This is a genomic window from Tenacibaculum profundi, from assembly GCF_057162725.1.
In genome coordinates this window covers 2,201,985-2,214,702 of record NZ_CM169894.1, presented here as the reverse complement: position 1 = coordinate 2,214,702, position 12,718 = coordinate 2,201,985, and the positions used below count along the sequence as shown (strand labels likewise).

Sequence of the window (12,718 nt, the reverse complement as noted above, 5' to 3'; positions counted from 1 at the left end):
ATTTATTAAAACTAATTATATTGCTTTTTGTAAGGTAAACGAAAATTCAGACCCGCTACCATACTTACTTTTTAAAAGAATTGTTTCTCCGTGTGCTTCAATAATATGTTTTACTATAGATAGCCCGAGGCCAGAACCTCCTTGTTCTCTGGACCGACTTTGATCAACTCTATAAAACCGTTCAAATAGACGAGAAATATGTTCTTGCTTTATTCCCTCACCGTTATCATTAATTTTAATAATGAACTTTTTTGAATTATAATTTTCGACACTAACTGTAGTTATACCATTTATTTTACCATATTTTATAGAATTAACCACTAGGTTTATAATTACTTGCTCAATTCTTTCAATATCGCCTTTTACAAAAAAAGGAAATTCATAGGTTTTATCAAGTTTTAATTTAATACCTCTTTTTTTGGCTTTCATCTCAAATAAGTCAAATACATTTTGAATCATTTCAAGAATATTGAAAGTTTCAATATTCATTTTCATCCCCTCAGTTTCAAGTTTAGCAATCATGTCTAAATCTTTTACGATAGAAGTTAGTCTTTCGACTCCTTTGCTAGCTCTTTCTAAGTACTTTGTTCTTATTTCTTTATCATCAGCGGCTCCTTCAATTAGTGTTAAAATGTATCCTTGAACCGTAAATAAAGGAGTTTTAAGCTCATGAGCAACGTTTCCTAAGAAATCTCTTCTGAAGGAATCTCTTTGCGTTAAATCTGCGATTTCTTCACTTTTTCCTTCAATAAACTCCTGAACAGTTTTCGTTAAAGCTTCTACATCAGTAGTTATTTTTTTTCTTTTTAGATCATTGACATCAAGAAAGCTAATGTCTTCATATAATTTTTTAATTCTTTGATAAATGAAGTGTTCTGCTCTAAACTGAATAACAAAAAATGAGAAAATAAATATAACAAGACTAAAAACTATGTAGGATAGTAACCCTAGATACTTAAAAAGCAAAAAATAGATAAGAGTAGATAAAAATGTTGAAAAAACAGTTAGATACAGAGCCGACCAAAGAGCATATTTATATGTTTTTTTCAGTTTCAAAGTAGTGTGGTTTTATGATAAAAGAAAGATAGTTTATTGAAATAAACTAATGCGCCTAATTTTAAATAGTTTTAGTTACTTATCAGATGGTTCTAAAACAAATTTATATCCTACACCCTTAACAGTTTTAAAATAATCATCTCCAATTTTTTCGCGAAGTTTTCTAATATGAACATCAATGGTTCTTCCTCCAACGACAACTTCATTACCCCAAACATTATCTAATATAACTTCTCTTTTAAATACTTTACCAGGCTTTGATGTTAGCAAAGAAAAAAGTTCGAATTCTTTTCTCGGAAGAGAAATTCTGTTGTCTCCTTTAAAAACAACGTACTCATCTCTATTAATTACTATATCTCCTATTTTAGTAGTACTATCTGTCTTTTCTTCTGCTTTTAAGCGTCTTAACAATGATTTTATTTTACTAATTAAAACTTTCGGTTTGATAGGTTTTGTTATATAGTCGTCAGCACCAGCATCAAATCCTGCTACTTGAGAATAATCTTCACCTCTAGCAGTTAAAAATGAGATAATGGTATTTTCAAGTAATTTTACGTTTCTAATTTTTTCACAGGCTTCAATTCCATCCATCTCAGGCATCATGATGTCAAGTAAGATAAGGTGCGGTTGTATTTTTTTCGCTATTTTAACTCCTTCGATTCCGTTATTTGCTGTGTAAACTTGATATCCTTCAGATTTTAAGTTATAGCCTACAATTTCTAATATATCTGGCTCATCATCAACTAATAAAATCTTAATATCGTTAGTGTTCATAAAATGAATTTTTAAGTAGTATTAATCAAAAGTAACAATAAATTAACAAAATAACTATTCCCCGTTTTAACTTAACGATCTTTTAATGATTTGTAAACTTTTAAATCTGTTAGTACTTGTAATACAGTTGTTTATTTTTTATATCTTAGTGCTTGTAGAATAGTAGATTTAAACTTTATGTTTATCATAAATTTATTAAAAAATAATTGCTGTTAATGTTCTTTTTAAGTGCTTTTATCTTATGATTTTCATCATTTTAGTGAAGGGTTGAATTTTATTTTTTGCTATGCTTCCATAAAAAAACGTCTATTATAAAAACTAAAACATATGTTTGGAAAAAAAGAATTTGAAAATATTTTATTTTTAGATATTGAGACGGTTCCTGAGTATGAATCTTGGGATAGTTTAACCATTGAAGAGAAAGAGCTTTTTCATGAAAAAACGAAATACCAAAGAAGTGATCAAAATGATTTAGATTTATTCTACCAAAGAGCTGGAATATGGGCAGAATTTGGGAAAATAATATGTATTTCTGTTGGTTATATAAGTTTTAAGGATGAGAAAAGATCATTTCGAGTTACCTCTTTTGCAGGAAAAGATGAAAAAACAATTTTGATAAATTTTAAAAGGTTACTTGAAAAGTATTTTAACCATAAGAAAAGCTTATTGTGTGCTCATAATGGTAAAGAATTTGATTTTCCATACATTGCAAGGAGAATGATTATTCATCAAATACCGCTTCCTACAAAATTAGATTTAGCCGGTAAAAAACCTTGGGAAGTTCCCCATTTAGATACATTAGATTTATGGAAGTTTGGAGATTATAAACATTATACATCATTAAAATTATTAAGTCATGTTCTAGGAATTTCTTCTCCTAAAGAGGATATGGATGGAAGTCAAGTTGCTGGAATTTTTTACGTAGAAAATAATTTAGAAAAAATTATTAACTACTGTGAAAGAGATACCATTACTGTAGCTCAAGTTTTTTTTAGATTACAAAACACACCTATTTTGAAAGGAGAGGAAATTATTAAAATTAAAAAAGAATCATTGATTTGATTGATAATTCGTTAAAGAATGAAATTTATAAAAAAAAGTTTTTGTAATTAGAGCTTCTATCATAAAGATTAGATGAGTTATATTTTACTATTTTTCACCTATGACATATTCAGTTTTTGCGTCTTTAGTTATAAAATGATATTTGTTCTTGTTTTTAAAGAATTTTAAATAGCTATGTTAAAAAATAAAAAATAGGTCTAATACCCTTATTTTTGTACGAATTATGCAAAATAAAGTTTTTAACATACAATCTGAAGAAGAGTTTAACGAGGTGTCTTTTGATGTTTTTAGATATCAATTTTCGAACAACCGAGTATATCGCTCATTTTGCGACTTACTAAATATACACCCTTCAGATATTACAAGAATCGAGGAAATTCCTTTCATACCAATACAGTTTTTTAAATCAAAAAAAATAATTTCCTCAAATGAACAGATACAAGAAACTTTTTTAAGTTCAGGCACAACTGGATCAATCACAAGTAAGCATTATGTTACCGATATATCATGGTATGAAAGGAGTTACTTATTAGGCTTTGACTATTTTTATGGAGATATAAGTGATTATGTGGTATTGGCTTTATTACCTAATTATTTAGAACGAAAAGGCTCTTCATTGATACACATGGTAAAAGATCTAATTGAACGATCAAAACAATCAGAAAGTGGATTTTATTTAGATGATATATCTGATCTAGCTAAAAAAATAAACATGCTTGATCAAAGAGGAAGAAAGGTTTTATTAATAGGTGTTTCATTTGCACTGCTTGATTTAATTGAAAAATATCAGTTTTCTTTAAGAAATACAATCATCATGGAAACCGGTGGAATGAAAGGGAAGAGAAAAGAATTAATTCGACATGAACTTCATCAACTTTTAAAAAAAGGTTTTGGTGTTGAGCAAATTCATTCAGAGTATGGAATGACAGAATTATTTAGTCAAGCATATTCTAAAGGTAATGGTGTTTTTAATTGTCCTCCTTGGATGAAGGTTTTGACCCGCGATGCGGAAGATGCTTTAACAATTCAGCCAAATGAAAAAACAGGGGGTATTAATGTAATTGACTTAGCAAATTACAATTCTTGCTCGTTTATTGCTACTCAAGATTTAGGAAAAGTTTATTCAGATAATGGTTTTGAGGTTATTGGACGGTTTGATAATTCTGATATAAGAGGTTGTAACTTAATGGTGTTTTAATAATACTAATTAGTATTATTAAAATAAAAATATTAATAATCAATGGTTTATATGTGTGTATGATTTTTTTACATTAAAAAAAAGATACAGTATTCAAATAATTGGTACCTCCTGTGAAAAAGAATGAAAAAAAAAATACTATTTCTATTATTTTTATTAAGCATAATAACGCTTATTAGTTTATTTTTGTTTGAAACAGCCTAAATAGCATGAATAATTTTTCATTTTTTAATCGAGAAACGAGTATACAAGAATTACAATCTACAGAATTTGATATTCTGATTATTGGAGGAGGAATAACTGGTGCAGGGATAGCACTTGATGCAGCTTCAAGAGGCATGAAAGTAGCATTAGTTGAGAAAGATGATTTTGCTTCAGGAACAAGTAGTAAATCTACAAAATTGATACATGGAGGGTTACGTTATTTAAAGCAATTTGATTTTTGGTTAGTAAAAGAGGTCGGAACGGAACGGGCGATTGTTCATAAATTAGCTCCTCATCTTGTAGTTCCTGAAAAAATGATTCTTCCCTTAATAGAAGGAGGTACTTATGGTTCTTGGTTGACTTCAATTGGTTTAAAAGTATACGATGTATTGGCCTCTGTTGAGGGAGATGATAAACGAAAAATGCTTGATAAAGGAGAAGCACTTAAAAAAGAACCTTTATTACCAACAGAAATATTAAATGGAGCAGGTTATTATGCTGAATATCGAACAGATGATGCTCGTCTAACAATTGAAATTTTAAAAACAGCATATCAGTATAATGCACAAATTATTAATTATATTGAAGCAAAAGAGTTTATTTATGAAAATAAAAGAGTAGTTGGGGCAAAAGTATGTGATGTGTTTTCCAATGCTTTATTTGATATTAAAGCAAAATACGTAGTGAATGCCGCAGGACCATGGGTAGACGAATTGAGACAAATTAACAACTCAAAAATAGGTAAACGTTTGCATTTAACAAAAGGAGTTCATTTGGTAGTTCCGCATGAAAAGCTACCAGTAAAGCAATCAGTTTATTTTGATATTCCTGATGGTCGTATGATGTTTGCGATACCAAGAGGTAGAGTAACTTATTTTGGAACTACCGATACAAATTATCAGGAAAACAAAGATAATATTGAAACTACCATCGTTGATGCTTTGTATTTAATAGAAGCTGTGAATAACATGTTTCCTGACATTTCATTGACAATGGAAGACATCGAATCTTCTTGGGCTGGTTTACGACCACTAATTCATGAAGAAGGAAAGTCAGCCTCAGAATTATCAAGAAAAGATGAAATTTTTGTTTCAGACACTAAACTTATTTCAATTGCTGGAGGTAAGTTGACTGGATATAGAAAAATGGCAGAACGGATCGTTGATTTAGTGGCAAAAAAGATGAAACGTCGATTTGAAATTGAATTCGATCCAATTCAAACTGAAGAGATTGTTTTATCGGGAGGTCCATTTCAAAATTTTAAATCTGTAAAATTATATTGTAAGCAAGTGTTTAAACGAATTAAATCTCATGGGTTTACAGAGCAGCATGCAGATTATCTCGTTTATAACTATGGAAAGCAAGTGGCTATAATATTAGATAAGTTTGATGAGTTATCAGAAGCTAACAGTGAAAGAAGGTTGTTGAAAGCTGAAATTTGGTTTACCATTCATCACGAAATGACTTGCACACCTACTGATTTCTTCATGAGAAGAACAGGACGTTTATTTTTTGATAAACCGAGTGTAGACAGGAATAAAAAATACATTATTGATGAGTTTACAAGTTATTTTAAATGGAATGCTGAACATATTAAGAAGCATGAAAAGGATTTGGATAGAAATATAGAATTAACAGTTCAATTCAGATAAAAAAAAATTAATGCGTTTTTTCTTTGTATCATTATTAATAACAATTGAGTTGTTTTCTCAAGTAGATTATTCTAAGAGAGATAAACTTAGTCGTGAGGGAATATCGCATTATCGAAAAAAAGATACAATTAAGTTACAAAAAGTAACAAATGCTTTATGGGATCTTTACGTTAATGAAAAGGATTCAATTGCTTTAGCAAAATATTATCAATTTAAAGCGGAAGGGTTTCAGTTAAAGCATAGTCCTGACAGTTCATATTATTATCATCATGAATCAAAGAATATTTCAGTTTTAACGGGTGATTTTGAAGAAGCAGCAAAGAGGTTAATAAGTATTGCTTTTTTACAAAGTGAAGCAAAAGACTTTGTTGGAAGCGAAGTAAGTTCCATAGAAGGTCTAAATTATTTAGAATCTATTAAGTCATCAAGTGTCTATATAGATTTATCTATTATCTACAATAATCTAGGGATTATTTCTGATGAGTTTAATCAATATGAAGATGCTTTAAGATATTTTAATAAAGCTTTAGAGATTAATAGTAAAATTTCGAGTGTTTGGACTAAAGAAAGAGGTTACATGTGGATACAAAATAATATTGGTCGATTGTATCAGAGAAAAAACGAACATAAAAAAGCAATAGAGTATTTTAAAAAAGGTTTAAATGTCGAAGATGTTAGACAAAAACGACCATCAATTTACGCGAGTCTGCTAGAAAATTTAGCAGCGAGTAGTTTTCTATCTGGTGATAAGAAAAATGTTTTGAGTAACTATATGGAGGTACTAAAAATAAGAGATAGTTTAAATGATCGTTTAATTTGTAATACCTACGTGAATATTGCAGATTATTATAAAGATCAAGGAAGGCTTCGATTAGCCAAAGCTAATTTAAAGGAAGCATTAAAAAATGCCAACGAAGTACATTATAATAGAACTAAAATAGAGTCTTTAAGAAAGTTGGCAGAGCTAACTTCAGGTAAAAAATCAAAAAGATATCTTAAAGAGTATCTTAAGTTAAATGATAGTCTACTTCATAAAGAACGAAGTTTAAAACATCAATTTGCAAAAATTCGTTACGAAACAGATAAAAAACAACAAGAAATTATTAGACAAAAACAACAAAAGCTGGTTGGCTGGTTAGCGGCTGTTATTGCCTTCTTAGGTTTAGGTTTTACAATAACAATTTTTGTTTTTAGACGAAGAAAACTTATATACCAAACAAAGTTACATGAAGTTTTAGCAAGAGAACAAGAGCGAAAACAAATAGCAAAAGCTCTTCATGATGAAGTAGCGGGAGATTTACGATTACTTCATAAAAAGCTTGAAAAATCTAGCCTAAACGAAGAGGCAAATAAGTTAAATGCAATTAAAGATAATGTAAGAAACCTCTCCCATCAATTAAGTAGCGTGCCTTTCGAGAAAGTTGGCTTTAAAGATCAGTTAATTAATTTAATTAGTGATTATTTTGAACCTAAGTTTCGAATTATAATAAGAGGCATAGAAAATCATGATTGGTCAACAGTAAATGATGCAGTTAAAAGACTCTTATATTTATGTATTAGGGAAAGTGTTCAAAATAGTAAAAAACATGCGCAAGCAACAGAGGTGATCGTAACTTTTCTAGTACACAAAAAAAACGTATTTTTGAATATAACTGACAATGGTATTGGCTTCGATACTAAGGTCAGAAAAAAAGGAATAGGTTTATACAATCTACGAGAAAGAGTTGAAGAGTTACAAGGAACTTTCATACTTGAAAGCACTGTAGGAGTAGGAACCAAGACCGATATTCAAATACCATTAGATGTCTGATAAATTAAAACTACTACTCGTTGACGATCATCAATTGATTATTGAAGGAATTACTTCCTACCTAAAAGATATTGATGGATTAAAAATAACAACCACTAATTCTTGTGATGAAGCTTATAGACTTATAAAATCAAGCTTAGCAATAGATCCATTTCACATTTTATTTACCGATCTAAGTTTTGATGTAGGTAAGAAAAATGTTGCAATTGATGGGGGTGAGAGTCTAATCAAAGCTTTACAGAAAGATAAGGTGCCTATAAAAATAGGCGTAATCACTGGACATTCTGAAACAAATAGGGTTTTTAATGTTGTAAAAAACTTAAAACCGTTAGCTTATATTTTGAAAGGACAGTGCAATACTGTAGAATTGAATTTTGCGATTCAAAAAATGATGTCTGATCAGGTTTATTATACACATGACATTCATGAAAAATTAATGAAAAGAACACTTGTTGAAATTCAGATGGACGATGTTGCCATTCAAATTCTAAAAGAATTGCCTAATCACACTAAAATATCAAATTTAGAAGGCGAAATTACCAAACCAGATGGTTCATTAGTTAAAATACGAACAATTGAAAGTAAACTTGCAAAACTGAGAACTGATTTTAATGCAAATAACAATACAGATTTAGTTTTAAAAGCGAAAGAATTAGGTGTTTTGGATTAATTATTTTCGAATGATTTATTGTGTGTTGCTGTTTATTTGGGAGTTCCTATTTAATATAAAATAACACTCCAAATGTTTTATGACTTTTGAAGAATATGAATTGATTGTTCTAAAAAATAAATTCTCTTTTTAGAAAAACATTTTAACCATAAAACTTCATGAATTTTTTGAGTAAAAATAAAAACTGTTTTATCTTTGCATTGTAGGTTTATTAGGAATAAATCTACAATTTAAGGGGAAAAACAAAACCTTCTGGGAATATTTAGTCTAGAAGGTTTTTTTCGTACATTCTCATGCCTTCCATTTTCTCATAAACTATTAATTAGCTTTATTTTTAACGGTAAATCGCATTATACGTGTCGGTTATCCCATTATTTGTGTTGTTTATAGTTGATACCTTTACAATGTGACTTTTTAAAGCACAAAAAATAAGAGGAATTAAAACTTTATTTATTATGGGGAAATTATTGATAAAAAAGACAAGACTATTTTTGAGCCGCTTATTACTATTACTTGGTGAATTCGGTAAAGGGGCAGGTTATGCTTTAAGAAACTAAGAAGATCTAACAATCTAAACTGATTACTTTATAAAATAACTCCTAGGATTGAAAAAATTCTAGGGGTTGTTGGTTTTTATACGTATCAAATAGTTTTATTTTTAATTCTATATAGCATTATGTAATAGAGGTACTTATTGTAATTTTTTAAATAGATTTAATTCACGGCGGAAAAGTACGGAATATGTATCGGTTATCCCTTCTTATAGGCTGATTGTTAGGTATATATTTACAATGTTGTTTTAATATAAAAAATCAAACGAATTAAATTTTATTATTATGGGGAAATCATTAGTAAAAAAAATAAATCTAGCACTACGAAGTTTATTATTGACACTTACTGAGTTTGGAAGAGGTGCTAGTTACGCGCTAAGGCATTAAGCAAACATTACGAACCAAATTAATTATTTAAAGAACTCCTTGGGAAATATTCCCTGAGGAGTTTTTTTTTTTGATATAAATTGTAAATTGCTGGTGTTGGATTAAGAAAATGATATCGTCATTAATCTTAATTAACTTAAAGACAATTAAAATTATTTACGTGCAAAAAAAAGAATACATTATTGCCTTAGATCAAGGAACTACAAGCTCAAGGACTGCCATTTTAGATAAAGAGGGAAAAATAGTTGCTATGAGTCAAAAAGAGCTTACGCAAATATTTCCGCAACCAGGATGGGTAGAGCATGATCCAATAGAAATTTTAGAGGCTCAAATAGCAACTTTAAAAGAGGTTATTAGTGAGCAAAGTATTAATGCTTCTCAAATAGTTAGTATTGGCATTACAAATCAAAGAGAAACAACGGTGATTTGGGATAAGAGCACAGGTAAACCTATATACAATGCAATTGTTTGGCAGGATAAAAGAACAGTTGATAAGTGTAATGATCTTAATAAAAATGGTTTAGCTGAATACATCAAAAAAACAACAGGATTGGTTATTGATAGTTATTTTTCGGCAACAAAAATTCATTGGATTTTAAATAATATTAAAGGAGCTCAAGATAGAGCCGAAAAAGGAGATTTATTATTTGGAACAATAGATACATGGTTACTTTGGAATCTTACTGATGGGAAAGTTCATGCTACTGATTATAGTAATGCTTCAAGGACCATGCTCTATAACATAGAAGAACTAGAATGGGATACTAAATTATTAAATGAGTTAAATATTCCAGAGAATATATTACCAGAAGTAAAGCCATCAAGTTTTTTATATGGGCACTATTCTTATGAAGGAGTTCAGCTACCAATTTCAGGTATTGCAGGAGACCAACAAGCAGCACTTTTTGGCCAAGCTTGTTTTACAAAAGGAGAAGCTAAAAACACTTATGGAACGGGTTGTTTTATGCTGTTAAACACAGGAGAAGATATTGAATATTCCGATAATGGATTACTTACAACGATTGCTTGGGGAGTAGAAGATAAAGTTTATTACGCTTTAGAGGGAAGCGTGTTTGTGGCTGGATCAGCAATACAATGGCTTAGAGATGGTTTAGAGGTAATAAAAACGGCTTCTGATAGTGAGTTTTTTGCGAATAAAATAAAAGGAGAAAATCCTGTTTATGTTGTACCCGCATTCGCGGGTTTGGGGGCTCCTTATTGGGATATGAATGCCAGAGGAGCTGTTTTTGGCTTAACTAGAGACACAGGAAAAGAACATCTAATTAAAGCAACACTTGATTCTTTAGCTTATCGTGTAAAAGATGTGCTTTCAGTTATGCAAAAGGATAGTAAAACAAAATTAACATCATTGAAAGTTGATGGTGGGGCTTGTGTTAATAATACTTTAATGCAGTTTCAAGCTGATATTTTAAATGTTATTGTTCAGCGACCAGAAATTATTGAAACAACCTTAATGGGGGCAGCGTATTTAGCAGGAATAGGAGTAGGGATTTGGAACCTTGAGGATATTGAAAATAATAGAAAATTAAGTTCTGAGTTTAGTCCATCTATAACAGAGGAAAAGAGATTAAATCTTTATAAAAAATGGCAAAAAGCTGTGGAAAGAACAAAAGATTGGATTGATTAAAAATAATGATCTCTCAGTTTTGTATGGCTAGTTAACTAGAGGCTTTTAATTTTATATTTTTAAGACGAATTTGAAAATAAAACGTATAAATTTTTTGTATTTAAATAGGTTAACGATTAGTTAAAGCCAAAATTTTTGAAATACTGATAAAAGTCATTTTTTACAGGCCTAATTAATATTACTTTTACCTTAAAAAGTATGGATATACTACATTATTACTTAGTACTTATATAAGCGCTAATAAATTAATGTTTTTCATAGTATTTGGTATTTTTTAGGGTGATTAGCCGCTCTTTAGATGTTGGTGAAATTTGAAAAAAAGAGCGGCTATTAGTTGCCGATTTTAATAGTTGATTGTGAGAGTGTTCTAAAAGTTTTTTCGTTTTAGAACACTCCTTTTATTTAAAAGCATTTAGGCCAGTAATATCTAGACCAGTGATGAGTAAATGTATATCGTGTGTCCCCTCATAGGTTACAACACTTTCAAGATTCATAGAATGTCTCATTATAGAGTAGTCACCTGTAATTCCCATACCGCCCAAAATTTGTCTTGCTTCACGAGCTATACGTAATGCTATTTCGACATTATTTCTTTTAGCCATTGAAATTTGAGCAGAAGTGGCACGATCCTCATTTTTTAGTACACCAAGTCTCCAAGTTAAAAGTTGTGCTTTGGTAATTTCAGTAATCATTTCAGCCAGTTTTTTTTGCTGTAACTGAAATTGACCTATCGGTTTACCAAACTGATTTCGCTCTTTTGCGTAACGTAAAGCAGTATCATAGCAGTCCATTGCGGCTCCTAGTGCTCCCCATGAAATACCATATCTTGCTGAATCTAGACATTGAAGTGGAGCACCAAGCCCAGATTTACCCTCGAGTAAATTTTCTTTAGGTATTTTGACATTATCAAAAATTAATTCACCAGTAATAGAAGCTCGTAATGACCATTTATTATGTGTTTCAGGTGTTGAAAATCCGTCCATTCCTCTCTCAACAATAAGTCCATGAATTCTCCCATTTTCATCTTTAGCCCAAACAACAGCTATATTTGCTATTGGGGAATTTGAAATCCACATCTTTGAACCATTAAGTAAATAATGATCCCCCATGTCTTTAAATTTGGTTTCCATCCCCCCAGGATTGGATCCATGATTAGGTTCTGTTAGCCCAAAGCAACCAATCCATTCACCACTTGCAAGTTTAGGAAGATACTTTTTTCTTTGTGCTTCATTTCCATAATTAAAGATAGGATACATTACTAAAGATGATTGTACTGAAGCGGTAGAACGAATTCCACTATCGCCTCGTTCAAGTTCTTGCATAATTAATCCATATGAAATTTGGTCCAAACCAGCACCACCGTATTTTTCGGGAATATATGGTCCGAAAGCACCCACTTCGGCAAGTCCGTTTATTAGTTTTTTTGGAAACTTTGATTGTTGTGCATAATCCTCAATAATGGGTGAAAGGTGCTTCTTTACCCATTTGCGTGTTGTGTCTCTAACTAATTTATGCTCTTCAGAAAGTAAATCGTCTACTCCATAGTAGTCAGGAGATTGAAATAAATCAGGTTTCATAAGTCTGTTTTTAAACAAATAAATTTACTAAAATTGAAAGATTTATAGAAATTTAGTAACTAATAAAAAAACATGATAGATTCAAAAATAATCAAAAAAATGGTTAATCCTAGAAGGTTTATGTATGTT

The 12,718-nt window shown here is 30.2% G+C and carries 9 protein-coding genes; 6 read left to right on the top strand and 3 right to left on the bottom strand.

Annotated elements, in window-relative coordinates; translation table 11 throughout:
- Positions 1 to 15 precede the first annotated feature (15 nt).
- Both AC2GW8_RS09005 and AC2GW8_RS09000 read right to left on the bottom strand, forming a co-directional pair.
- Positions 16 to 1,056 (bottom strand): sensor histidine kinase, encoded by a 1,041-nt coding sequence (locus tag AC2GW8_RS09005; protein WP_440879542.1) that lies wholly within the window; start codon positions 1,054 to 1,056, stop codon positions 16 to 18.
- A gap of 75 nt (positions 1,057 to 1,131) precedes the next feature.
- On the bottom strand, positions 1,132 to 1,830 hold the full coding sequence (locus tag AC2GW8_RS09000; RefSeq protein WP_440879541.1) for a response regulator transcription factor: 699 nt from the start codon (positions 1,828 to 1,830) through the stop codon (positions 1,132 to 1,134).
- A 327-nt stretch (positions 1,831 to 2,157) separates the two neighbouring features.
- Here AC2GW8_RS09000 and AC2GW8_RS08995 point away from each other — a divergent pair, with 327 nt between their 5' ends.
- From AC2GW8_RS08995 to glpK, 6 genes are all read left to right on the top strand, one after another.
- A complete protein-coding gene (locus tag AC2GW8_RS08995; protein WP_440879540.1) occupies positions 2,158 to 2,892 on the top strand; it encodes a 3'-5' exonuclease in 735 nt (244 codons plus the stop codon).
- A gap of 223 nt (positions 2,893 to 3,115) precedes the next feature.
- Positions 3,116 to 4,090, top strand: coding sequence for a LuxE/PaaK family acyltransferase (locus AC2GW8_RS08990; protein ID WP_440879539.1), 975 nt, complete (start codon positions 3,116 to 3,118; stop codon positions 4,088 to 4,090).
- A 209-nt stretch (positions 4,091 to 4,299) separates the two neighbouring features.
- Positions 4,300 to 5,946 (top strand): glycerol-3-phosphate dehydrogenase/oxidase, encoded by a 1,647-nt coding sequence (locus tag AC2GW8_RS08985; RefSeq protein ID WP_440879538.1) that lies wholly within the window; start codon positions 4,300 to 4,302, stop codon positions 5,944 to 5,946.
- Positions 5,947 to 5,956: 10 nt separating this feature from the next.
- Positions 5,957 to 7,756 carry a tetratricopeptide repeat-containing sensor histidine kinase gene (locus tag AC2GW8_RS08980; RefSeq protein ID WP_440879537.1) on the top strand — a complete coding sequence of 600 codons (1,800 nt, stop codon included), beginning with the start codon at positions 5,957 to 5,959 and terminating at the stop codon, positions 7,754 to 7,756.
- Entirely contained in the window at positions 7,749 to 8,426 is a 678-nt protein-coding gene (locus AC2GW8_RS08975) for a response regulator transcription factor (RefSeq protein ID WP_440879536.1), read from the top strand. Before AC2GW8_RS08980 ends, AC2GW8_RS08975 begins: the two co-directional genes overlap by 8 nt.
- Positions 8,427 to 9,524: 1,098 nt before the next feature.
- Positions 9,525 to 11,012: a glycerol kinase GlpK gene (gene glpK / locus AC2GW8_RS08970; RefSeq protein ID WP_440879535.1), complete on the top strand. Its 1,488-nt coding sequence runs from the start codon at positions 9,525 to 9,527 to the stop codon at positions 11,010 to 11,012.
- A gap of 398 nt (positions 11,013 to 11,410) precedes the next feature.
- Here the strand turns inward: glpK and AC2GW8_RS08965 are convergent, their stop codons facing one another.
- Positions 11,411 to 12,589, bottom strand: coding sequence for an acyl-CoA dehydrogenase family protein (locus tag AC2GW8_RS08965; RefSeq protein WP_440879534.1), 1,179 nt, complete (start codon positions 12,587 to 12,589; stop codon positions 11,411 to 11,413).
- Positions 12,590 to 12,718: the final 129 nt, after the last annotated feature.

Bases quoted from the DNA above. Each gene is read 5' to 3' on its own strand.
- AC2GW8_RS09000 (WP_440879541.1), bottom strand. From the start codon at position 1,830: ATGAACACTAACGATATTAAGATTTTATTAGTTGATGATGAGCCAGAT.
- AC2GW8_RS08995 (WP_440879540.1), top strand. From the start codon at position 2,158: ATGTTTGGAAAAAAAGAATTTGAAAATATTTTATTTTTAGATATTGAG.
- AC2GW8_RS08990 (WP_440879539.1), top strand. From the start codon at position 3,116: ATGCAAAATAAAGTTTTTAACATACAATCTGAAGAAGAGTTTAACGAG.
- AC2GW8_RS08985 (WP_440879538.1), top strand. From the start codon at position 4,300: ATGAATAATTTTTCATTTTTTAATCGAGAAACGAGTATACAAGAATTA.
- AC2GW8_RS08980 (WP_440879537.1), top strand. From the start codon at position 5,957: ATGCGTTTTTTCTTTGTATCATTATTAATAACAATTGAGTTGTTTTCT.
- AC2GW8_RS08975 (WP_440879536.1), top strand. From the start codon at position 7,749: ATGTCTGATAAATTAAAACTACTACTCGTTGACGATCATCAATTGATT.
- AC2GW8_RS08965 (WP_440879534.1), bottom strand. From the start codon at position 12,589: ATGAAACCTGATTTATTTCAATCTCCTGACTACTATGGAGTAGACGAT.